This is a genomic window from Paraburkholderia sp. UCT2 (assembly GCF_014397665.1).
Lineage (GTDB): Bacteria > Pseudomonadota > Gammaproteobacteria > Burkholderiales > Burkholderiaceae > Paraburkholderia > Paraburkholderia tuberum.
Window position 1 is genome coordinate 69,281 of the sequence record NZ_VZQO01000030.1, and the last position, 24,241, is coordinate 93,521.

The window sequence follows — 24,241 nt, forward strand, 5'->3', positions numbered from 1 at the left end:
ACTGAAACGGTGTTCGGCAAAAAAGAAACGTCCCGCAACGATGTTGCATGGAGACAGGGCATGAGGACAGCGGATTCTGCAAACGCGAAGCCTGATATCAACCTCAACGCAAATCCCAGCGCCGGCGGCCCGCGCTATGCCGGGCTGCTGATCGCGCTGCACTGGCTGATCGCGCTCGGCATCGTCGGGCTGCTCGCGCTCGGGCTTTATATGGTCGGCTTGCCGAAGGGCTTGCCCGTCAAGGCGACGCTGATCAATCTGCACAAGTCGCTCGGACTGACGGTTTTCCTGCTGGTGCTTTTGCGCATCGTCGCGCGGCTGGTCCTTCACCGGCCTCCGCTGCCGCCGATGCCACCGTGGCAACGCGCCGCCGCGCGCACTACGCAGGGTCTTTTATATGTCGGCATGGTGGCGATGCCGCTTGCCGGGTATCTCGGCTCGTCGTTCAACACCTACGGCACGCGCTTCTGGGGCATCCTGCTGCCGAAGTGGGGCTGGGACGACGCGCATCTGCGCGCACTGTTCTTCGGCCTTCACCACGCCATCGGCTTCGCGCTGATCGTGCTGATCGTGCTGCACGTGGCGGGCGCGTTCAAGCATCAGTGGATCGATCGCGACAATCTGCTCGCGAGGATGCTGCCATGACGATGCGAAGCTTATCGCGCCACACGCAGGCGGCCGCCGCGCTCGAAGTCCATACGCTGCGCACGCGCGATGGCCATCGCGTGTGGTATGGGCTGGCCGGCGCGCGCGACGGCGTGCCGGTCGCGGTGCTGCACGGCGGCCCAGGCAGCGGCAGTCAGCCCGGCGTGCTGCGGCTGTTCGATCTGCAGCGCTTTCGCGTCGTGCTGATCGACCAGCGCGGCACCGGTGCCTCGACGCCGCACGGCAGCGTGCGCCACAACCGCACCGACTATCTGATCGCCGATCTCGAAGCGATTCGCGCGCGGCTCGGCTTCGCGCGCTGGGGCGTACTCGGCGGATCGTGGGGCGCGGCGCTCGCGCTCGCGTATGCGGGGCAGTGTCCGCGGTCGGTGACGGGCGTCGTGCTGCGCGGCCTGTTCCTGACGTCCGCGCGCGAAGTGCGCGGCTTGTTCATCGCGTCACGCAAGCGTGCGCCGCGTGCGTGGTCGAGACTGCGTGCCGCTGCTCGCTGCGAGCAGCCCGCGACACTGGCCGCGCGTTGCGGCGAGACCTTGCAATACGGCGCGAATGAAGCGCGGCAACGCGCGCTCGCGCTGGCCTGGCGCGGCTATGAAAACGCGGTGCTCGCGAGCGCATCGCCACGAGGCGCCGCACAACGACGTGCGAACCTGCGAAACCCACGCGAATCCCAACGCCACGCGCGCAAGCTGATCGGCAAATACCGGATTCAGGCGCACTACCTCGCGCATCGCTGCTGGCTCGGCGAGACGCGTTTGCTGTCGCTCGCGCGCCGCGCGGCGGCCGCCGGGGTATCGATTGCGGCCGTGCATGGTGCGCGCGATCCGGTGTGTCCGCGCGGCAATCTGCGACGTCTGTCGCGCGCGGTTCCGTCGGCGCGCGTCGAGTCTGTGAGCGCGGCGGGTCATCTGGCGAGCGACCCCGCGCTGCATGCATGCGTCGCGCAGGCGCTCACCGCGATGTTCACTCCCACCGTCGAAGAGGGGCGCAGCAGCATGCGTCGCGCGGCATGAAGATCAAGGTACTCGGCTCGTCGGCGGGCGGCGGCTTTCCGCAGTGGAACTGCAATTGCCGCAATTGCGACGGAGTGCGTCGCGGCACGGTGAAGGCGACGCGCCGCACGCAGTCGTCGATCGCGGTCAGCGCGAATGGCGAGGACTGGCTGCTCGTCAATGCATCGCCCGATCTGCTCGCGCAGATCGCCGCGCATCCCGAACTTCAACCCGCGCGGCGCGCGCGCGACAGCGGCATCGCCGCAGTGCTCGTGATCGACGCGCAGATCGACCACGTGACCGGCCTCTTGATGCTGCGCGAACGCGACACCCCGCTGCCGCTATACGCGACCGATGCGGTCTGGCAAGACCTCCGCTCCGGCTTTCCGGTCGCGCCGATCCTGTCGCACTACTGCGGAGTCGAGCACCGCCTTATCGCGCTCGACGGCGCGCCGCTCGCCGTCGACGCGCTGCCCGGCATCCGCATCGACGCGCTGCCGCTGTCGAGCAAGGCGCCGCCGTACTCGCCGCATCGCGATGCGCCGGAGCGCGGCGACAACATCGGACTCGTGCTGACGAACCTGCAATCGGGCCGGCGCGTGTTCTACGCGCCGGGGCTCGGCGCGATCGAGCCGCACGTGCTGGCGACGATGCGCGAGGCCGATCTGCTACTCGTCGACGGCACGCTGTGGACCGGCGACGAAATGATCCGCCTCGGCCTGTCGAAGAAGACCTCGGCGGATATGGGCCATCTGCCGCAGAGCGGCGCGGGCGGCATGATCGAAACACTCGATTCGCTCGGCGCGAAACGCAAAGTGCTGATCCATATCAACAACACGAATCCGATCCTGATCGAAGACGGCCCCGAGCGGCGCATGCTAGGCGAGCATGGCATCGAGGTCGCGTACGACGGAATGAGCTTCGAGCTTTGAGGCGCGCAGTGAAGAGTATGGAGCGATGCGGTAACGAGGCGCGGCTGTAAACGACGATAAAACGGAGACGGCATGAACGCGAAAGACCTTCAGGACACGACACCAACAACACCAACACGCGACGTGAGTACCACGGGAACTCAAGGCATCGACCGACCCGCCTGGAGCCGTGAAGAATTCGAGGCGCAGTTGCGCGCGAAGGGCACCGCCTATCACATCCACCATCCGTTCAACGTGAAGATGAATAGCGGCGGCTGCTCGCGCGAGCAGATTCGCGGCTGGGTCGCGAACCGCTTCTACTACCAGATCAACATTCCGCTGAAGGATGCGGCGGTGCTGTCGAACTGTCCGGACCGCGAGACGCGCCGCCGCTGGGTGCTGCGCATTCTCGATCACGACGGCTACGACGGCGCGGAAGGTGGCATCGAAACCTGGGCGCGTCTCGCGGATGCGGTCGGCCTCACACGCGACGAACTGTGGTCGCTCGAACACGTGACGCCGGGCGTGCGCTTCGCCGTCGACGCGTATGTGAATTTCGCGCGCCGCGCGCCGTGGCAGGAAGCGGTGTGCTCGTCGCTGACCGAGATGTTCGCGCCGCAGGTGCATCGCGACCGGCTCGCGAGCTGGCCCGAGCACTATCCGTGGATCGAACCCGAGGGCCTCGCGTACTTCCGCTCACGCATTTCGCTCGCGCAGCGCGATGTCCAGCACGGACTCGAGGTCACGCTTGCCCATTTCACGCGACGCGATCAGCAGGAACGGGCGCTCGACATCCTGCAGTTCAAGCTCGACATTCTGTGGACCATGCTCGACGCGATCGAGAAGGCGTTTCCACAATGAACGACTCGACACGCGCCGACCCCGCCACGCCGCTCGCGATCGCGAAGCCATTCCGCCTGCAATGGGAGCCCGCGCAGAACGCGCACGTGCTGCTGTACCCCGAGGGCATGGTGAAGCTCAATCAAAGCGCGGGAGAAATCCTCAAGCGCTGCGACGGCACACGCGACATCGATACGCTGATCGCCGAGCTCGAACAGGCGTTCAACACGACCGGCATCGGCAGCGAGGTGCGGGCCTTCATCGCCGACGCGCATGGGCGCGGCTGGCTGGAGTAGCGCGATGACCGATCTTTCTCAAGCTGGCTCTCAACCCGGCGCGCAAGTGCAAAGCGACGCGGCCGCCGTCGTGCCGCCGCCACTGTGGCTGCTCGCGGAGCTGACCTATCGCTGTCCGCTGCATTGCGCGTTCTGCTACAACCCGCTCGACTACACCGATCACAACCGCGAACTGACCACCGGGCAATGGCTCGACGTGCTGCGCGAGGCGCGCGCGCTCGGCGCGGTGCAGCTCGGCTTTTCGGGCGGCGAGCCGCTGGTGCGCGACGACGTCGAAGTACTGGTCGAAGAAGCGCACAGGCTCGGCTTCTACACGAACCTGATCACGTCGGGCGTCGGTCTCACCGATCAGCGCCTCGGCGATCTGAAGGCCGCCGGGCTCGATCACATCCAGCTGTCCTTCCAGGATTCGACGCAGCAGTTGAACGACTTCCTGAGCAGCACGCGCACCTTCGAGCTGAAGCAGCGCGTCGCCGTCGCGCTCAAGCGGCACGGCTTTCCGATGGTGATGAACTGCGTGCTGCATCGCTACAACCTGCCGCATGTCGACAAGATCATCGAGATGGCATTGGCTCTCGGCGCCGAATATCTGGAGCTGGCGAACACGCAGTTCTACGGCTGGGCGCGCGAGAACCAGGCGCAACTGATGCCGACGCAACAGCAGCTCGAAGAAGCCGAAGCGGTGGTCGCGCGCTATCGCCGCACGCATGGCGAGCGCTGCAAGATCTTCTTCGTCGTGCCCGACTACTTCGAGCGCCGCCCGAAGCGCTGCATGAACGGCTGGGGCGCGGTGTTCCTCGGCGTCGCGCCCGACGGCGCCGCGCTGCCGTGTCACGCGGCGCGCGGCCTGCCCGGCCTGACGCTGCCGAACGTGAAGGACATGCCGTTGCGCGAGATCTGGTACGACAGCGACGCGTTCAACCGCTTTCGGGGTTTGCAGTGGATGAAGGAGCCGTGCCGCAGCTGCGATGAAAAGGACCGCGACCTCGGCGGCTGCCGCTGCCAGGCCTACCTGCTGACCGGCGACCCGGCCAACGCCGACCCGGTCTGCGACAAGTCGCCGTTTCACGACACCGTGGTCAAGATCGTGCGGCGTGCAGCATCGGGATCTGCATCCGCAACCGGGGCGACAGCAGCGGCCCGCGAACAGCCGATCCTGTTCCGCAACGACGCCAACTCACGCAAGTTCGCGGCCGCTGCCCGCGAGCCCGACGCCGGCGGCGATAACCGGGCGTCACCCGGAGTCCAATCATGAGTGCCGACACCATCTCCGTTCTGCTCGTCGACGACCATGCGGTCGTGCGCGAAGGCTACCGGCGTCTGCTCGAACTGAATGCCGACGTCGAGGTGTGCGGCGAAGCGGGCGACGCCGCGCAGGCCTACCAGCGTTTTTGCGCGCTGCGGCCCGACGTGGTCGTGATGGATGTGGCGCTGCCGGGCGCAAGCGGCATCGAAGCGATGCGGCGCATGCTCGCGCGCGAACCGGACGCGCGCGTGCTGATCTTCAGCGTGCACGAGGAATCGATCTTCGTGCGGCGCGCGCTCGACGCGGGCGCGCTCGGCTACGTGACCAAGGCGAGCGCGCCCGACGTGCTGGTCGAAGCGGTGCGCTCGATTGCGCGGCGTGCCCGCTACCTGAGCCCGGACATCTCGCAGGCGCTCGCGCTGCGCACCGCGTTCAACGAAGGGCCGCCGGGGCGTCAGTTGTCGGCGCGCGAGTTCGAGGTGCTGCGGCTGCTCGTGCAGGGCTATACGCTGCCGAGCATCGCCGAAAAGCTGGGCTTGAGTCAGAAAACGGTGGCCAACCACCAATCGGTGATCCGGCAGAAGTTCGGCGCCGACAACGGCGTACAGCTTGCGCAGATGGCAAGCCGCCTCGGGCTTCAGTTCACGGGCTCGGCCAGCCCCGCCTGAGCGGGCACGCGCGCGCAGAACAGAAAACCGCGCTGCGGCTCGCTCGCGATGTGAAATTCGCCGCCGAGCGCCTCGACGCGTTCGCGCATGCCGATCAGCCCGAGCCCGCTGCGCGGCTTCGTCAGATCGGTGCCGGGGCCGTCGTCGGCCATCGTGACGACGATCTCGTCGATCTGCGTGCCGTTGTGTTCGCGCGGCGCGCGCACCATGAACAGTTCGACGCGCGAGCGGCGCGCAAACTTCGACACGTTCGTCAGTCCTTCCTGCACGAGCCGGTACAGCGTGATCGTCAACGCATCGCTGAGGCCGCTGAAATCCCCTTCGATCGTCATCGAGAACGACGCCTCGGGCAAGCGCTCGCGCCAGCCGTCGACGCAATGTTCGAGCGCGCTCGGCAAGCCGAATTCGTCGAGACCGATCGGCCGCAGGCGGCGGATCATGCCGCCGATCTCGCGGTACACATGCGTCGCGCTCTGCATCAGCCCAAGCGCGATGCGATGAATTTCCGGCTCACGCTCGCCCGATAGATCGCGGATGCGCGCCGCGTCGAGCGAGATCGCGTTCAGGTATTGACCCAGCTCGTCGTGCAGCTCGCGCGCCAGATGGCGGCGCTCCAGTTCCTGCGCCTGCAGCGCCTGACTGGCAAGGCGCCGGTTGTCGGCGAGCAGCCGTTCGGCCTGTTCCTCGAGCATGCGGCGATGGCGCAGTTCGCGGCGCGCATCGCGATAGCGGCGCCACGCGAACCACGCGAGCGCGATCGACAGCACGAACAGCGCGCCCGGCAACTCGTCGAGCTGGAAGCGCTCCATGCCACGCGTGAACCGGTAGACCTTCTCGCTGAGATCGAAGGCGGCGCCGAGCACCGCCGCGAGCACGGTCACGGCGACGACCCAGCCGAGGTCGCGCCATATCGGCGACGCTGGCGCCGCTCGGTCAGCGGAAGAGGAATGGATCGGTTCGCTTGACATGACGCTTGCATTCTACTCAGCGCCGGCACACGCAGCGGGTTTTGCGCGAGTTTGGGAACGCTTCCCCGGCAGATCGGGAAAAGCTCCCGCGCGGCTTACAGACGCGTATGCGAAGCTTTACACCAACGTCCAAGCAACGCGCGACACGCGTACAAATCAAGCCGGCAGGAGACAATAACGATGAGCATGCGATCACAAGCACGCCGCAAACGCCGGCTTCAGCGGCGTGCCGGCATCACCTTCTGCGTCGGCGGCGCGCTCGCCGGTCTGTCCACGAGCGTATGGGCGCAGGCGGAGCCGCCAGTCGCGGCGTCGGCGCCGGCCTCGGCGTCTTCCGCTGCCTCTTCCGGCGCAGCCGGCGGCAACGCCAACAGCAACACGACACCGACCACGACCCTCGCGCCGATCGTCGTCGTAGGCACCACGCCGCTGCTCGGCATCGGCACGCCGCTCACGCTGGTGCCGGCCAACGTGCAGACGGTCCACGCGGCCGATATCCAACGGCAGGGCCGCCAGACACTCAGCGACTATCTCGCGGCGAATCTGCCTAGCGTCACGATCTCCGACGCGCAGGGCAACCCGTATCAGATGAACCTGTTCTATCGCGGCTTCACCGCGTCGCCGCTGCTGGGCACGCCGCAAGGTTTGTCGGTATTCGTCGACGGCGTGCGCGTGAACGAACCGTTCGGCGACGTCGTGAACTGGGACCTGCTGCCGCAACAGGCGATCGACACGATGCAACTGATCCCCGGCTCCAATCCGACTTTCGGCTTCAATACGCTCGGCGGCGCGCTGTCGATCACGACGAAAAACGGCAAGGACAACCCGGTCGGCGAGGCCGAAATTCAGGGCGGCTCGTGGGGACGCAAGGCCGCGCAGATCGAACAGGGCGGCACGATCGGCCAGAACCTCGACTACTACTTCACCGCCAACGCCGCGAACGACAACGGCTGGGCCGAGCAGAACGAGAGCCGCATCCGCCAGGCGTTCGGCAAGCTGCGCTATACCGACGCCGACACGACGCTGTCGTTATCGGCCGGCGGCGCGGACAACGATCTGCACGGCGCGCAAACCATTCCGCGCTCGTTCCTCGGTAACCCCAGGCAACCGTACACGTATCCCGATCGGAATCAGAACAGCGCCGGCTACCTGACGCTGTCGGGCGATCATTACTTCAACGACAACGTCGAGCTGAGCGGCAACGCGTACTACCGGCACTTTCGCAATGCCAACACCAGCAGCAACGTCAACAACGACTACGGCACGATCAATCCCGACGGCACCGTCGACACGTTGCAGGCGACCAACGTACAGTCCACCGTGACGACCGACAGCTACGGCGCGAGCCTGCAACTGACGCTGCTCGGCAAGCTCGGCGGCCTGCAGAACCAGTTCATCGCGGGCATGGCCGTCGATGCCGCCGACTCGCGCTTCACGCAGTCGTCGCAGGACGCGACGTTTACCGATTCGCGCGCAACGGTCGGCATCGGGAATTTCGCTCAGCAGACCAACGCGAACACGCACAACACGAACTACGGCATCTACCTGACGGACACGCTTTCGCTGACGCCGCAGTGGTCGCTGACGCTGTCGGGCCGCTACAACTGGGCCGATGCGACGATCGGCGACGAATCCGGCACGCAGCCGCAGCTCGACGGCCACCATACGTTCTCGCGCTTCAATCCGGCGGTCGGCATCAACTGGAATCCGACGCCGGCGCTCACCGCCTACGCGACCTACAACGAGGGCATGCGCTCGCCGACCGCAATCGAGCTGGCCTGCGCCGATCCGAACGCGCCGTGTTCGCTGCCGAACGACTTCATCTCCGATCCGTCGTTGCAGCCGGTCATTTCGAAGACCTATGAAGTCGGCGCGCGCGGCAGGATCGGCGGCAACACGACATGGAGCGCGGCTGCCTACAGCACGACGCTCGACAACGACATCGAGTTCATCAGCAGCAACGGCGCGGGCAGTTCGCAGGGGGTTTTCCAGAATGTCGGGCGCACGCGCCGGCAAGGCGTCGAACTGGCTGGGCAGACGAAGTACGGTCCGTTCACGGTGACCGGCAGCTATAGCTACGTCAATGCGACCTACCAGTCGACATGGGTCGAAAGCAGCCCCAGCAACTCGAGCGCCGACGCGAACGGCAACATCACCGTGCATCCCGGCGATCACATCCCGAGCATTCCGGCGACGACCGTCAAGCTGCGGCTCGATTACGCGGCCACCGCGAAATGGCGAATCGGCACGAATCTGACGTGGCGCGGCAGCATCTACGCGCAGGGCGACGAGAACAACCAGGACGTGAACGGCAAGCTCTCCGGCTATCTGTTGATCGATATGGACACCAGCTACCAGGTGACGAAACAGTTGCAGGTGTTCGCGTCGGTGTCGAACCTGCTCGACAAGCGCTATGCGAGCTTCGGCGCGCTCGGGGAGAACTTCTTTACCGGGCCGGGCAATACGTTCAACGGCACGGCGCCGGTCAACGAGCAGTTCGTCGGGCCGGGTGCGCCGAGGGGGTTCTGGGTGGGGATGAGGTATGCGTGGAAGTAGCGGCGTCTGGCGTGGCGGATCGCATGGCTTCGCTCTTTCCGCCGCCTGAGGCTTCGTCACGAGCGCAATGCCGGGGAACGCGGCGCGGATTTTGAGGAATATGTAGGCCTCGTCGCGGCACCCGTAGGCCCGGCGTTCGATGCCTAACGACTTCGTGCTCGCGGGATCGAGTTGATAAGCGACGTGGCCGATGCTCAGTCGTGGTGGTGCCGCTTGCCTGCGTGACCCGCCTTTAAATGGCCCCGCCGAAACGGGTCGTTCAACCCGTTTTTATCGAATAGAGGTCGCGCAGGATTTCGTTTTGCTGCTTGCGAATTGAATAATGGCAACGCGCTCCCGTGACATCGTACATATCCACGTGTGTTTTTGGCGGTTCTTCAATATTCCAATCATAAGCTAGTTTAGGGGCTAGATCGCAAGCCTTTGCCGATTCATCTTGTGCGCGCATGTACCGATCGAGCTCAGCCTTGCTCGCGCCTTTGATGCCTCGTGCGGATTTAATTGAATTCGCCAGTTTCTTGTTGTCGACTTCAAGGGATCTTGCATGATGCTCATAGCAATCAAAATCTCCAAATCCGCCACCGCCCAGGTACTGCATGCAATTCGAATCGTTGATCACCTCATCGGCAAATATCGGCCGAAAGCTGCAAAGCGCCATGACTAGCAAGAAGCACCTCCAAAATTTATTCAATGTCGATACCTCTGCCATGTCGAGCATCACCTGACGATTACCAGGAATACCGGTAATGAGGGGACGCTCAATGTCCAGTCTCTCCTTACGACAAGGACCAGGGATCGACCTTGCCACCCTCGATCACGAAATGCTTCGCGTCGGGATTCGAGGGGAATAGGCGCCAGTCCTCATCATCAGGTATCGCATCCGCAAGAATGACTAGTCGCATATCTCTCGCCAGCAAAATGACGGCATCACCGTTCTCGCCCGCCTCGATATTCAAAACAGCCGTTGGGCCATGTGTCACAAGGAGATCACGGATTCGTTCCGTTGTCACTCTCGTTCTCTCTTCAGACGCTGCGAAGTCCGAATAAGACGCAACGATCACGTGTCCCTGCTCGATGCGCCAGTCGCACTGAATATGGAGCGCCCAATCGCCCAGATACTTGATGGTTCCTCTGCCGGTCTTTACCTCCCGAAGCGGACCGAACTGTAACGTAAGCATGTCGGCCGCGTGCGCCACTCCGCTAACGTTAAGCCCGATCAAGGCGGAAAGGTGAAGTCCTACCTGCTCCTTCGTATCGATCATTCCAATTTGTCTCCAAACAGGTCCAGGGCGCGCTCCATCATGCCGTGATACTCAAGATCGTCCATCTGAATATCGTAGTGAAGGCGGCGTGCTTGATTCTTGCTTAGTCCAAGTGCTTTGACCACCGCCTTAAATTGCTTGTTCTGCGCCTGATTGTTACCGGGCCGACCATCGGCGCCGGCGAGCTGCACAGCGTCACCGTCCGGCATGTCGGGCTGATAGACGAACGACTGAGCATTGCCGAGATTCTCCGGCACGCGCGGGCTGCTGCCATAGAGCGAGCTTGCCATGCTCGCGTCGTCCGCTTGTCGTGAGCGCCCGCGACAATCGCACGCCCATGCGGTGCCCAGGGCTACGGCCATCTCGTAACCGTTTGAATACGACTTCAGCCTATCGAACGGAAACCATTCGCCGGTTTCGATGTTCAGCGCCATTGCGGATGGCATTGGCGGAAAGTTTGAGTAGATCGAATAGGTGATACGGCAAAGCAGGCATTCTTCCTCGTCCCCAGTGCCGTCGTGTTTCTGTTGTTCCATTTGACCTCTTCTGATTTTCCAGAAAACACCCGACGAATTAACCATCTAAAGAAATCACAGTCAACAGTTTTAAATTAGGATAGATCCGTTTTGACAAACATTGACAATAAACGTCAAAAAAACGGCAGACCCGTGACTCCTGGCTTTACCACGGCAAAACACGAACCGGTTCTGTCGGCATTCCAATGAAGGTGGCTTGATAGCGCCTTTTTCAATTACACGGCGAGAAGCAGACGTTTATTCGTTTGCATATCTCGTCTTCGCATATTGGCGCTTTGCGTCCATCAGACAATTCCTGTTTTTGATTTCTGTTGTTGCTTCGCACTGCATTGACAATGTTTAACTTACCCGAGCGGTGGTATGAGGTATTTTTCGGCAAGTTAAAAAAATACGCTATGCAGAATGAACAAGAACATGTTCAGGCTGGTTTTCAGCCGGTGCCGGAGTATGCTCGTCGCTGTTGCGGAAACCGCCATTGCCCACGGCAACGCAAGTCAGGGCGAGACCCATTCATCGGCCTCACGGCGCCCGATCACACTGTTCACCATGCGTCACGCAGCTTTCGCCGCGCTGGTGCTGTGCGGACTCGCACCTGTTCTCGCGGATGCGCAGATCGTGCCCTCGGGCGCGCACGCGCCGAATGTCATCCAGACGCGCAATGGCCTGCCGCAGGTCGATATCAACAAGGCGTCGAATGCGGGTGTTTCGGTCAATACGTATTCGCAGTTCGATGTGCAGAAAAACGGCGCGATCCTGAACAACTCACCCGTTATCACGAACACGCAACTCGCAGGACAGGTGAGTGGTAACCCGAATCTTTCGCCAGACCAGTCCGCGCGGATCATTCTCAACCAGGTCAACAGCAATTCGCCCAGCCAGTTGCGCGGCTATCTCGAAGTGGCGGGCAACAGGGCCGAAGTCGTCGTGGCAAACGGTTCGGGGATCGTGGTCGATGGCGGCGGCTTCATCAATACCACGCGCGGCATTCTCACCACCGGTACGCCGATGCTCGATGCGGGCGGCAACCTGAGCGGTTTTAACGTAACTGGCGGCATGATTACCGTCCAGGGCGCGGGCCTGGACGCGACCAATATTGATCAGGTGGACCTGATCTCCCGCGCGGTGGAGGCTAACGCGGCCATCCGTGCCAACGACCTGAATGTTATCACCGGCGCGAATCAGGTCAGTCACGATACGCTTGCGGCCACCCCTATTGCGGGCGATGGTCCCGCGCCGGGCGTGTCTATCGACGTGAGCCAGCTTGGCGGAATGTACGCGAATCGTATCGCTCTGGTCAGCAATGAATACGGTGTCGGGGTGTCCAATGCGGGCGTGATCGCCGCCCAGGCGGGTGACCTGACGCTCACGACGCAGGGCAGGCTGGTTCTCACCGGCAAGACGACCGCGAGCGGCAATCTTGCGGTGTCAGCGGCGGGCGATGTAGACAACAGCGGCTCAACCTACGCGCAGCAGAACCTGACCATCAGTGCGGGGAACGTCACGTCAACCGGCACCCTCGGCGCAGGGATCAATACGGACGGCAGCGTCGCCGAGAGCGGCGACCTGACCCTGAGCGCGGCAGATACCCTTTCCGCAACCGGTCAGAACATCGCGGGTGGCAATGCCACGCTTCAGGGCAACAACGTAACGCTTACGGGCAGCCAGAGCGCTGCTAACGGCGCGCTCAATGTTTCCGCCGCGCAGACGCTTGACACCAGCGCGGCAACGCTCAACGCGACGCAGCTATCTCTGGCGGCAGCGAACCTCACCAACCACGGCGGCACGCTCACGCAGACCGGCACCGGGCCGACAACCGTCAATGTGTCCGGTACGTTCGACAACACGCACGGATCGCTGGCGACGAACAGTTCCAGCCTCACGCTCACGCCCGCTGCGCTCATCAACGACGGCGGCAGGATTACGGATTCCGGGACCGGCACCCTGTCCATTGCCACCGGTTCGCTGTCGAACAACGCGGGCACCATCGCCACGAATGGCTCACTGGATGTCCACGGGGGCGTGGTATCGAACCGGGGCGGGACGCTGGCGGGGCGATCGTCCGCGACGTTTCAGGTGGCCTCGCTCGATAACAGCGCAGGCGGCTATGTCGGCGCACGCGACGTATCGATAACCGGCACGGGCACACTGAACAACGAGGGCGGCACGGTGCAGGCCGACGACGTGCTTGACGTGTCAGCGCAGAGCGTTGCGAACGATGGCGGCACGATTGCGAACGGCGGCACCGGGGCTACGACGGTGAGCGCCAGCGGCGCACTCACGAACACCGACAACGGACTGATCGGCGGCAACGGTGACGTGTCCGTCGCGGGAGGCAGCGTCAACAATGCGGGCGGCACGCTCACCGCATCCGGGGCGACAACCGTGCAGTCCGGCAGCACGCTCGACAATTCAGCGGGTCTGATCCAGGGTAACGGCAGCGTATCGGCCTCGGCATCCGGTGCGCTCGTCAATACCGGTGGCCAGATCGAATCGGACGGCGCGGGTACGACATTGCAGGTGTCGGGCGCATCGGTGGACAACACGAATGGCCGTATCGCCAATGTCGGCACAGGCGCGACGACCATCAGCGCGGCAACCATCACGAACGCCAACACGGGCGGCTTGAGCGGTACCGGCACGATCGGCGGCAACGGTGACGTGACTGTGAACGCGCAGACGCTGTCGAACATGGACGGCGCACAGATCGTGTCAGGTCACGACCTGACGCTGAACGCGACGCAGTCGGTGAGTAACACGGGCGGCACACTCTCGGGTGCGAATAACCTCACGCTCGACCAGGCGGGCGCGACGGTCGTGAACCAGAATGGTTCGATCCACGCCAACGGTGCGCTCGGTCTGAACGTGGCGACGCTCGACAACACGTCGGGACGGATCGGCAATGACAACGGTAGTGGTGGCAGCGTTGCCATCACGGCTGGCACGCTGGCCAACCAGGGCGGCGCAATCGGCAGCGACCAGGACCTGAGCGTCACGACGAACCAGCTGACCGGTGACGGCCGCATCGTGGCGGGCCGTGACGGCGCAGTAACCATCAATGGCGACTACACGCTCGACACCGCCAACCTGATCCAGGCGAATCACGATCTGAGCTTCACGACAGCAGGCAGCTTCACGAACCAGGGGACCCTCGGCGCGGTCAACGCGCTGACGGTCAATGCGGCGAACGTGGACAACCAGGCGGGCGCGGACCTCAATTCGGCCAGCACCACCGTCAACGCGGCGAACGCGATCACCAATGAAGGCCGCATCGAGGGCGACACCGTTACGACGAATAGCGCCACTCTGACCAACACCGCCACCCTCATCGGCAATACCGTCACGGCGAACGCCAGCCAGTCCATTGTGAACACCGGCCCCGCTGCCATCATGGCCGCCGCTTCGCAACTGAACCTGTACTCGCCCGGCGATATCTCGAACACGGGCGGCGCGAACCTGTTCAGCCTGGGCAATATCAACATCGCCGCCGACGCGACGCGCGACGGTAACGGTCTGCTCGCGAACCGCTCGAATTCGCTCACCAACGACCAGTCCACCATCGAGGCGCAGGGCAATATCGAAGTCGCGACGCAGACGCTGACGAACTCGCGGCCCGCGCCCACCGTTGAGACAGTGACAACCGATGTTGAGACTGAACACCAGACCAAGCGCGGCAAGTACATCATCTGTCCGACCGGTGGTCCGATTCCGGCCTGCTCCAATCCCACCTGGAGCGATGGCTACAAGAATCCGCTCGACGCAACGTTCAGCGCCTCGCAGATCGTGTCGCAGACCTCGGGGCCGAATGCGACCGACAACGTGCTGGTGGTCAACGTCAACGGCCAGCAACAGACGATCTGGTACAACACGCTGACGAAGAACGCTGACGGTTCGGTCACCGTCAACTACTGGGACGACTACGACCCGAACATCAACTACCTGCCGTCGACCGAATACCCGACGTTCAGCGGTGGACATAATGGTTATCAGGTCGTCGAGGTCGCGAGAGACACGACGACCACCACGCAGCAGGACCAGGTAACCGGTCCGCAGGCCCAGCAGGCGCAACTGCTGGCGGGCGGCAACCTGACGCTGGCGAACGTCGGTACGCTCAACAACGGCTATAGTGCGATCGCAGCGGGCGGCTCGATCCAGATCGGCGCCAGCCAGCAGGACGGCGAGATTGCCAACGGCAGCGGCAATTACGGCGGCACGCTGGTGAACAATACCGGACAGACGCTGTATCAGTATCAGCGTCAGGACATCGTTTCCACCTATGCGTGGAACGTGGACACCAGCCAGGACCGGCAGACGGTGACGGAACCGTCAATCGTCCTGACGCCTGTGGCGATCGGTGGCACGGGCGGCACGATCATCGCGAATAACGCGGTCCAGATAAGCGGCACCGACATCAACAACACGAACGTGGCGGCGGCGGACTCCGCGACCGGGGCCACCGGTGGCACGCTCGGCGCGAACCAGGTCCTGACGGGGCCGCAGGTCGACGCCCCGCAAACGGTCGCCGGCAGCACTGGCAAGCTGAATCTCACCCTGCCGTCGAGCGGCCTGTACACCTATCAGACTGCGCCCGGCGCATCGTACCTGGTCGTCACCGATCCGCGCCTGACCAGCTATACGAGTTTCATCTCCAGCGACTACATGCTGAAGCAGCTTGGGCTCAATCCGCAGACTGTCGAGAAACGCCTTGGCGACGGCATGTACGAGGAACAGCTGATTCGCGAGCAGATCACGCAACTGACAGGCCGCGTCTATCTGCAAGGCTATACGAACAACCTCGACGAGTATCAGGCGCTGATGACGAACGGCGTGAACGTTGCGCAACAGTTCGGGCTTGAGCCCGGTATCGCGCTGACGGCCGCGCAGATGGATGCACTGACGAGCGATATTGTCTGGCTGGTCAGTCAGACCGTCACGCTGCCCGATGGCAGCACGCAGCAGGTCCTCGCGCCCGTTGTCTATCTCGCGCAGACCCATGCGAACGACCTGCAACCGACCGGCGCGCTGATTTCCGCCGATGACGTCGAGATTCATGCGACCGGCAGCGCCACGAACAGCGGCGTGATCAAAGGCGGTACGCAGACGGTCGTGAGCGCCACCGATATCCTGAACCGTGGCGGCACCATCGGCAGCAGTGGGACGAACGGCACCACGGTCGTGGCCGCGACGAACGATGTGATCAATGCGTCCGGGATGATCAGCGGCAACCGCGTTGCGGTGCTGGCGGGCAACAACATCATCAATACGACGCTGGTCGACACGGTGGGCGCCAGCACCGCGACCAGCGACAGCAGGATGAGCACCACGCTGCTTGGCGCACAGGGCACAATTGCCTCGACCGGCGACATGGTGGTTGCAGCGGGCAATGACCTGACCATGCACGGCGCGAATATCACCGCGGGCGGTGACGCGCAGATCACGGCAGGACATGACATTACGGTAGACGCGGTGCAGTCCACAACGTCGCAGTCCGGAATGCAGAACGCGCAGCACCATTGGGATGCGAGCAGCACGATCAATGAGACGGGTGCAATCACGGCAGGCGGCAGTCTCGCGATGCAGAGCGGCAACGACACGACGCTCAGGGGCGCGACCGTTGCGGCGGGCGGCGACTTGGCGGTGATCGCGGGCGGCAACCTGACCGCTACCACGGTGACGGACACCGCCACTTTCAACAACGTTGCAACGGACGGTCCCTCCCGCAAGGAGGTTGACCATGCGTACGACGAGCGGGCGGTCGGCACGACCTTTACCGCAGGCGGAAATGCGACGCTTGGCGCGGTCAGCACCGACGCGGGCAAGGGCAATGTGACGCTGACCGGCTCGACGCTCACGGCGGGTACAGGGGCAGCGACGATTGCCGCAAGCGGCGACGTCGCGCTGAACGAAGCCCGCGAGGAACACGACAGCTACGTGGCGACCGAATCGAAGCGCGGAAGCGCGTTTCACGGCTCGACCACGGACACGACACAGAACACGCAGGCAAATATCGGCGTGGCAAGTATAGTGGCAGGCGATACTGTCAACATCGGCGCGGGCAAGGACCTGACCGTGAAAGGCTCGACGGTGGCAGGCACGAACGACGTGAATCTCGCAGCGGCTGGCAACGTCAACATTACGACTTCGCAGGATACGCAGACTACGTCCACGTACTACCAGAAACATGAGTCGGGTTTCGGTACGAGCGGCGGCGTCGGTATCTCGGTCGGCAGCAAGACGCAGACCGATACCACCAATACGTCGCAGGTGACGAACACGGGCAGCACCGTTGGCTCGCTCGCGGGCAATCTGAGCATCGTCGCGGGCAATGATCTGCATGTGACAGGCAGTGATCTCATTGCTGCGAAGAACGTCACCGGTACGGGCGCGAACGTCATCATCGACGCCGCCAACGACACCACGCACTATGACGAATCGCATGCGGTCAAACAGAGCGGGTTCACCCTTGCCGTGAAAGCGCCGGTCATCGATGCCATATCGAATGCGGTTGACCAGACACATGCGGCCAGCAACAGCAAGGACGATCGGGCGGCGGCATTGCACGGCATGGCGGCAGCGAGTGCGGCGTGGGACGCGAATATGGCCGCCGGCGGGCTGGTCAACGATCTTGCGACGGGCGCCACGCCTCAGATGAAGGTCGAACTCAGTTTCGGCTCCAGTAGCTCGAAAAGCACGTACGCGGAGGACTCCACGACACACGTAGGGTCGAACGTGACGGCTGGCGGAACAGCGGCGTTTGTCGCAACGGGTAACGCCACGGCCGGCAGCGGCAACGTGACCATCGCCGGTTCGAACGTGAATGCCAGCGACGTGATTCTCGCGGCGCAGAATCAGGTGAATCTCGTCAATACGACCGACACCGATTCGACGCGCAGCACGAACCAGTCGAGCAGCGGCAGCGTCGGCATATCCTATGGCAGCAGCGGTTTCGGCGTCGATGCCGCCATGTCGAAGGCGCACGGCGACGGCAATACCGATGCGGCCACGCAGAACAACACGCATGTGACGGCGGCCAATACGACGACAATCATTTCGGGCGGCGATACGAACATCATCGGGTCCAACGTGAGCGGCCAGCAGGTGAATGCCAGCGTCGGCGGCAACCTCAATATCGCAAGCGTACAGGACACGATGGCGAGCGCCGCGCATCAGGAGAGTACAGGCGGCGGATTCAGCATCAGCCAGGGCGGCGGCAGTGCGAGCTTCAGTCACACCGACGCGAACGCGAGCGGCAGCTATGCAGGTGTCAATGAACAGGCTGGAATCTCGGCCGGTGACGGCGGATTCAACATCAGTGTCGTGGGTAACACCGACCTCAAGGGCGGGCTGATCGCCAGCGAGGCCGATGTGTCGAAAAACACGCTTTCGACAGGTACGCTGACGTTCTCTGACGTTCAGAATTCATCCAGCTATGACGCACATTCCAGCGGAATCGGCGGGGGCATCACGGCGGGCGATGGTGGCGCGAACTACAGCACGCACGGCAGCACGTCAGGCATCAACGGGGGCGGCGTCGCGCCGATGCTAAGCCAGAACGACAGCGGCAGCGACAGCGCGACGACGAAAAGCGCGATCAGCGCGGGCACGATCATCACGACCGATGCGGCGAAGCAGACCCAGGACATTGCAGGTTTGAACCGGGATACGTCGAACGCAAACGGCACGGTGGCAAAGCTGCCGGACGTGAACGACCTGCTTGACCGACAGTCCGACATGATGGCGGCAGCGAGCGCAGCGGGCGAAGCCGTTTCCCGGCGGATTGGCGACTATGCGAAAACGAAGTATGACGAGGCAGCCGCCGCAGGCGATCAGGCAGGCATGGACGCGTGGAAGGAAGGCGGCACAGATCGCGCGATGATGCAGGCGGCGGGCGCGGCCCTTGTGACCGGCCTGGCGGGTGGCAATGCCATCGGTGGCGCTGCCGGCGCTGCGATTGCGTCGATTGCGGCTGGACAACTGAACAATCTGAGCGACGCAATTGCCGGTTCGAATCCGACTGGCAATGCGGCAATGAATGAAGCTCTCGGGAACATCGTGGCCAATGCGATTGCCACGGGCGCAGGCGCAACGGTGGGCGGCAACGCAGGTGCAGTCTCGGGGTACAACGTGGACCGGTTTAATCGGCAGTTGCATCCGGATGAGAAGAAGGCGATTGCGGATAAGGCCAACGGCGACGCGGCGGAAGAGAAAAAGCTGACGCAGGCGGCGTGCTACGCAGTGAAATGCTGGGCCGAGTTTCCCCAGGGAAGCGACCAGTACAACGCGAATTACGTGAGTCAGCTTGAGGCGTCGCAGCTTGGGCCGGAGTTGCAGTGGGTCAACAACCAGAAGGAAGCGGGACTGTTCGACTACACGCCGACGCAGAAGATCTCGGACATGCTGAAGGCTGATCCATTCGGGGTGGCGAAGGACGCAGCAAAAACGGGTCTGGGTGCGTACATGGCAACCACCGGAGCCAGAGTTTGCGCTACGGGCGCTGCATGTGGCGTGGGCAGTGCCATGATTACCTTTGGGCTCAATGATGTATTTGAAGGGAGCAATGGACTGTTCAACCGTTACGAAGGTATTCCAGAGCCCGGTGTCAACCCTCTGCGAATGGGTTTCAATATAGTTTCACCTACTTGGGGTAATGCGCTCTACGACACCGCTGCATTTGCGACAAGTGTTGCGGCATTGACCATGCCAACTCCCCTAAAGATGGGGTGGTCAGACGGCTTGAATCGTCCCGGCACGATGTTCGATGTCACGGTTCCAAAATTTAACAATATGCTCACGATTCCAGTTCTCCAGTGGGAAATCCCTGTCACCGCGAATCAGGCTATGCAGGTTATCAATGTGGGATCAAAGGGTGCCAAAATCGTGAACGATGTGCAGAACGCGGAGAAGAAATGAATTGGAAACGACTCTACGCACTCGTGCAGTCGATCTGCATCGTTTGGGGCACTGCTATCGGCGCGGGGATTTTGTGGGCGATGATCTTGACAGGTCTATGTCGATTCGCATTCAAGCTCGATGAAAAGCCGGCAATGTTGTTTATTTTTTGCCCGGTTTGCATAGTGTTGGCTGCGTATTGGATCAGAAAACTGCCTGCCCGACTACGCAAGGCCGGTATGTTGAGCGACGATCCTTCGCGGTTTGGGCCGTGGTTTAAGGGTTGATGTGACTAAAGCAATTAACCTCGATGCAGAGGTGGCTATGCAAGCCGAGCACGCATGCTGAAGATTAAGCCGTTCGATAGCAACTACAAGAATGCCCGCGACAGCTACAAAGTCAAAAACGACAGGAACAAGGAATGACCCGTCGAGCAGCCGCAGCCTATTTTGCAGCGGGTTCCTGTCGTGGGTAATCAGGAAGCACGAGCACAATGAAAATCAGAAAGAGGCTGGCGCTTCTACCGCTCACAGCCTTTGTCTCTCTCGCGACTCAGGTACAGCAGGTACGGACACCAGCGGATACCGCAGCAGCGGCGCGCGCCAACGCAGAACCAGCAGGTGCACCTGTAGCGCAGTGCACAGGAACGCGAGTACGCGCGTCCGGCATGCGCTCAACTGCACCGCAGAATAGGACGGGTTGTTTGTGCAAAAGAATATCGATTTTCCGCTGATTGTAGACCTGGACGGAACGCTGACATTGACCGACACGCTGGCTGAGTCCGTCATCAAGGTCGTGAAGCAGAATCCATTGAATATCATCCGTTTGCCAATATGGCTGTTGAAAGGACGTTTGGCATTCAAGCGAGAGATTGCCGCCCGCTCCAGTATTGCAGCCGAGCACCTGCCGTATCGCAAAGCGTTAGTCGACTATCTGATTGCCGAAAAAAAGCGTGGCCGTAAGATCGTTCTCGCCACTGCCGCGCACAGTTCGATTGCGGAACGCGTGTCCGCGCATCTGGGACTCTTCGACGCGGTGCTGGCCACGGAGGGCGGCACCAACCTGAGAGGACGGACGAAGCTTGAGAAAGCGCGCCTATGCGTCGGCGAGCGGTTCGTCTACGCCGGCGACAGTCGTGCCGACCTGCCGGTATGGCTCGGTTCCCAGGCGGCCGTTCTGGCTGGCGTTTCGCCACGTCTTGCCAATCTGGTTCGCACGAATGTCCCTGTTGAGCGGGAGTTCCCAAACAGCAAAGCCGACCTTTCGCTCTGGCTGAAGGCGCTGCGCGTTCACCAGTGGCTCAAGAACCTGTTGCTTTTTGTACCCTTGCTGACGGCATTTTCCTTCTTTGATACAGGCAAGCTGGTGACGCTCGCGCTAGCATTTGTCTCGATGTCGCTGGGCGCATCGGCGACCTACATCGCGAACGATCTCTGGGATCTGGAAAGCGACCGACGGCATCCCCGCAAGCGGCAGCGGCCCTTCGCGAGCGGGGCATTATCGATATCGAGCGGCATCCTGTGTGCGGTTGCGCTACTCGTCACGTCGCTCGCGCTGGCGTTATCAACATCGGCAGCGTTTGCGGTGATGCTCTTGTTCTACCTGATCTTGACCACCGCCTACAGCCTGTTTCTAAAAAGGCGCGTGATGATCGACGTCATCGCGCTCTCACTGCTGTATACGCTGCGAATCTTCGCGGGATCGGTGGCGGTAAACATCAGCACGAGTCACTGGCTACTCGCGTTTTCCGTCTTCACGTTCCTGAGTCTCGCGCTCGTCAAGCGCTGCGCCGAACTGGTGTCCCTGCGCATGAGCGCCGACGCCGTCACGGTGGGGCGCGACTATCGTGTTGCGGATCTTGAAGTGCTGTGGCCGCTGGGTATCGGCTCGTCCTTCTCGGCAGTGATTGTCTTCGGCCTTTTTATCAACGCGCCGGAGACGATCGACCGGTATGCGGTACCCGGACTGCTGTGGTTTGTCGAAATCGGCCTGATCGCCCTGTTCGCGCGCCTGTGGATCAAGACCGTGCGGGGCGTAGTGGATGACGACCCGTTAGTCCATCTGATCGAAGATCACGGCAGCCTCCTTACCATTCTGATCATGGTCGCCACCATGATGACGGCCCACTTTGTGCAGCTTTGACAGGTCCCTGCAAAATGAATTTGAAAAACAGAAACAGGATGCTGACGTTCTGCCGGTTCTCGATCGTATTCGTCCTGCTGCTCGTGTGCGCAGGAAACATCACGAACAGCGTGTTGCTGAAGTTCGGATTTCGCGACGATCACAAGCTGGACGGCTATGCGCAAAGCCTCACGCTGGTCAGCATGATCGAGGGGACGGCTCCGCGGCCGTACGTCTACCGCTCCACGTTTGCCAAAGCGGCGAAGTACATGGCCGGGCAACTGAACCCTGCGCTTCAGGAGAAACTGTTCAAGTCCATCAGTCGCTATGATTCGCTGCACCATAGCTACTTCAGCGGCGTCCCGGACACGTACTGGACGCCGATGGTCGCCATCACGTACCACATCGTCTACTTCTTCGTGGTGCTGTCGATGGCGCTTGCGCTATTGCTGATCTACAAGCTGGCGCGGATGCGTGGCCTGTCGTTCGGGCAGGCACTCGGGTTTCTGGCCGGCTTCAGCTTCATCTACCCACTTACGTTCCAGGCGGGCGCGTACTACTACGACTTCATCGAAATACTGGGCGTGTTCAGCGCATGTTATTTCATGCTAAAGCGCTGGATGATCCCCTGCACGCTGGCGATTGCGTTTTTCTCGTTCAACAAGGAAACGTTCTTTCTCGTGCCACTTGCGTTGTTCTTCCTGCACCAGCGGGACGTCCCGATGCGCAGCCGGTTCGGCTGGCTGGCGCTCCAGTTGGTATGCTGTTTCGTCAGCCGGCATTTCATCATGAACGGCTACGAAGCGAACAGCGGCGGTTTCATCGAGTTTCACGCGAAAGAAAACCTGCTGTTCTGGCTTAACCCGGCTTCATACGTTCGTTTCTATAACCTGGTTGCCAAGGGCATCCTGACGCCGAGCCTTCAGAATCCGCTGATCCTTGTGCCCACGATTGTGTTCTTTCGCCGTGCGTGGCAGGAGACCAGTGTGAGCCACAGACGATACTTCCTTGTCGCGTTCCTGCCGCTCCTCGTTCTGTTCGTGCTCTTCGGCTATACCGACGAGATCCGCAACCTTTCCCTTGCTTTCCCCGCGATCGTGCTCGTCGCATTGAATGGCGCGAGCCGTTTCGGGCAGATTTTCTCGAACGCAGAAAGCGATCAGGCGCACGTTGAGACGCGCGTGCGTTCCACCGTGGCGGGCTAGTCATGTCGTTGATCGCGTTGATTGCCAGCGGTATGTTGAGCGGACTGGCAAGTGTTCTGCTGCGGCTCGCCGCACTTCGGGCGGCGACACCGTCAGTAGGTGAATGGGTGCCGCTTCTGCTCCGCGTGGCCGCAATAGGCTCTTACGGAGTCGGATTTGTTCTCTATGCGCTTGCGCTTCGCAAGGCCAGTCTGGGCGTCGCCTATCCGTTGATGGTCGCCGTCTCGATCCTGGTCGTACTGGCGTTCACGGCGCTGCATGAGCAGGTGTTAAAGCCGACTCAGCTGGTCGGCGCGGTAGTGATTCTTGGTGGTGTGTGGTTAGTTACAAGGCCGGCATGACAAAGCAACAATCTCTACAGGTCAGCAGGGCGGCGCTGTCTGTCCTTCCGTTGGCGGCAGCGCTCTTTGCGCTAGGTAGTTCGACTTCACTCGCGCAGCAGGCGCCGACTCCGGCAGATACAGCCGCAGCGGCGCGCGCCAATGCCGAACAGAACCAGCAGCTCCAGCAGCAACGCGACGCGCAGCAGCGTGAGAAGACCGTCAACGCGCCTTCGGTACGCTCGACCGCGCCGAAGGCCAGCGTCTGGCCGGAACTGCCTGCTGAAACGCCATGCTTTCGCATCGAATGGTTTTTGCTCGACGTACCTGCCACGTTACCTGATGCCGTGCGCAAACAGGGTGCGTCCGCGTTACCGCTCGACCGCTTTGCCTTCGCAAGCGAATGGCTCGACCATTACCGGGAGCAATGCATCGGCAAGGCCGGACTCGACACGCTCACCAAAGGATTGCAGCAGGCTATTCTCGGTCGCGGCTATATCACCACACGCGTACTGTTACCCGAACAGGACCTGTCAACCGGCACGCTGAAGTTTGCACTGGTGCCGGGCGTGTTGCGAACGATCCGCTTCGCCGATCCCGCCACGCGCGGCACATGGAAAACCGCCTTCCCGGCCCGCGAGGGTGACATGCTGAACCTGCGCGACCTCGAACAGGGACTGGAACAGATGAAGCGCGTCAGCAGTCAGGACGTGGACATGAAAATCGAACCCACTGACGTACCGGGCGAAAGCGATGTGGTCGTGACGGTAA

At 62.2% G+C, this 24,241-nt stretch carries 18 protein-coding genes; 14 read left to right on the forward strand and 4 right to left on the reverse strand.

Annotated elements, in window-relative coordinates; genetic code table 11:
- The first annotated feature begins 60 nt into the window (after positions 1–60).
- From F6X39_RS23485 to F6X39_RS23515, 7 genes are all read left to right on the forward strand, one after another.
- Positions 61–645 (forward strand): cytochrome b, encoded by a 585-nt coding sequence (locus F6X39_RS23485; protein ID WP_262414786.1) that lies wholly within the window; start codon positions 61–63, stop codon positions 643–645.
- Positions 642–1,676: an alpha/beta fold hydrolase gene (locus F6X39_RS23490; RefSeq protein WP_187618307.1), complete on the forward strand. Its 1,035-nt coding sequence runs from the start codon at positions 642–644 to the stop codon at positions 1,674–1,676. Before F6X39_RS23485 ends, F6X39_RS23490 begins: the two co-directional genes overlap by 4 nt.
- Positions 1,673–2,587 carry a pyrroloquinoline quinone biosynthesis protein PqqB gene (pqqB, locus tag F6X39_RS23495; protein ID WP_187618308.1) on the forward strand — a complete coding sequence of 305 codons (915 nt, stop codon included), beginning with the start codon at positions 1,673–1,675 and terminating at the stop codon, positions 2,585–2,587. Before F6X39_RS23490 ends, pqqB begins: the two co-directional genes overlap by 4 nt.
- Before the next feature lie 72 nt (positions 2,588–2,659).
- Positions 2,660–3,427: a pyrroloquinoline-quinone synthase PqqC gene (gene pqqC, locus F6X39_RS23500; protein ID WP_187618309.1), complete on the forward strand. Its 768-nt coding sequence runs from the start codon at positions 2,660–2,662 to the stop codon at positions 3,425–3,427.
- On the forward strand, positions 3,424–3,702 hold the full coding sequence (gene pqqD, locus F6X39_RS23505; protein ID WP_187611479.1) for a pyrroloquinoline quinone biosynthesis peptide chaperone PqqD: 279 nt from the start codon (positions 3,424–3,426) through the stop codon (positions 3,700–3,702). Before pqqC ends, pqqD begins: the two co-directional genes overlap by 4 nt.
- Positions 3,703–3,706: 4 nt before the next feature.
- Positions 3,707–4,957, forward strand: a complete 1,251-nt coding sequence (gene pqqE / locus F6X39_RS23510) for a pyrroloquinoline quinone biosynthesis protein PqqE (protein WP_187618310.1) — start codon at positions 3,707–3,709, stop codon at positions 4,955–4,957.
- Complete coding sequence (locus tag F6X39_RS23515) at positions 4,954–5,616, forward strand: response regulator transcription factor (protein ID WP_184064647.1); 663 nt, start codon at positions 4,954–4,956, stop codon at positions 5,614–5,616. The genes pqqE and F6X39_RS23515 overlap by 4 nt, the downstream gene beginning before the upstream one ends.
- On the opposite strand, the gene F6X39_RS23520 is transcribed toward F6X39_RS23515, so the two are convergent.
- On the reverse strand, positions 5,586–6,584 hold the full coding sequence (locus F6X39_RS23520) for a histidine kinase (RefSeq protein WP_187618311.1): 999 nt from the start codon (positions 6,582–6,584) through the stop codon (positions 5,586–5,588). The genes F6X39_RS23515 and F6X39_RS23520 overlap by 31 nt on opposite strands.
- Before the next feature lie 180 nt (positions 6,585–6,764).
- Between F6X39_RS23520 and F6X39_RS23525 the strand changes: the two genes are divergently transcribed.
- The gene (locus F6X39_RS23525; RefSeq protein WP_187618312.1) at positions 6,765–9,140 is read left to right on the forward strand and encodes a TonB-dependent receptor; all 2,376 of its coding nucleotides are present in this window, start codon (positions 6,765–6,767) and stop codon (positions 9,138–9,140) included.
- Positions 9,141–9,399: 259 nt separating this feature from the next.
- Here F6X39_RS23525 and F6X39_RS23530 read toward each other — a convergent pair whose 3' ends face one another.
- The 3 genes from F6X39_RS23530 to F6X39_RS37410 all read right to left on the reverse strand — a co-directional run bounded on the left by F6X39_RS23530 (position 9,400) and on the right by F6X39_RS37410 (position 10,938).
- The gene (locus F6X39_RS23530; RefSeq protein WP_143037255.1) at positions 9,400–9,807 is read right to left on the reverse strand and encodes a hypothetical protein; all 408 of its coding nucleotides are present in this window, start codon (positions 9,805–9,807) and stop codon (positions 9,400–9,402) included.
- A 109-nt stretch (positions 9,808–9,916) separates the two neighbouring features.
- On the reverse strand, positions 9,917–10,402 hold the full coding sequence (locus F6X39_RS23535; protein WP_090809023.1) for a hypothetical protein: 486 nt from the start codon (positions 10,400–10,402) through the stop codon (positions 9,917–9,919).
- Positions 10,399–10,938 carry a hypothetical protein gene (locus F6X39_RS37410; RefSeq protein WP_316251717.1) on the reverse strand — a complete coding sequence of 180 codons (540 nt, stop codon included), beginning with the start codon at positions 10,936–10,938 and terminating at the stop codon, positions 10,399–10,401. The genes F6X39_RS23535 and F6X39_RS37410 overlap by 4 nt, the downstream gene beginning before the upstream one ends.
- A 402-nt stretch (positions 10,939–11,340) precedes the next feature.
- Here F6X39_RS37410 and F6X39_RS23550 point away from each other — a divergent pair, with 402 nt between their 5' ends.
- The 6 genes from F6X39_RS23550 to F6X39_RS23575 all read left to right on the forward strand — a co-directional run.
- Positions 11,341–19,845: a hemagglutinin repeat-containing protein gene (locus F6X39_RS23550; RefSeq protein ID WP_187618313.1), complete on the forward strand. Its 8,505-nt coding sequence runs from the start codon at positions 11,341–11,343 to the stop codon at positions 19,843–19,845.
- The gene (locus tag F6X39_RS23555; protein WP_187618314.1) at positions 19,842–20,111 is read left to right on the forward strand and encodes a hypothetical protein; all 270 of its coding nucleotides are present in this window, start codon (positions 19,842–19,844) and stop codon (positions 20,109–20,111) included. The genes F6X39_RS23550 and F6X39_RS23555 overlap by 4 nt, the downstream gene beginning before the upstream one ends.
- 418 nt (positions 20,112–20,529) lie before the next feature.
- Positions 20,530–21,966 (forward strand): UbiA family prenyltransferase, encoded by a 1,437-nt coding sequence (locus tag F6X39_RS23560; RefSeq protein ID WP_187618315.1) that lies wholly within the window; start codon positions 20,530–20,532, stop codon positions 21,964–21,966.
- Between the two features lie 14 nt (positions 21,967–21,980).
- Positions 21,981–23,150, forward strand: a complete 1,170-nt coding sequence (locus tag F6X39_RS23565) for a hypothetical protein (protein WP_187618316.1) — start codon at positions 21,981–21,983, stop codon at positions 23,148–23,150.
- Positions 23,151–23,152: 2 nt separating this feature from the next.
- Entirely contained in the window at positions 23,153–23,491 is a 339-nt protein-coding gene (locus F6X39_RS23570) for a small multidrug resistance protein (protein ID WP_184032473.1), read from the forward strand.
- On the forward strand, positions 23,488–24,241 hold a 754-nt coding region (locus F6X39_RS23575), incomplete at its 3' end, for a ShlB/FhaC/HecB family hemolysin secretion/activation protein (RefSeq protein WP_187618317.1). The genes F6X39_RS23570 and F6X39_RS23575, both read left to right, overlap by 4 nt.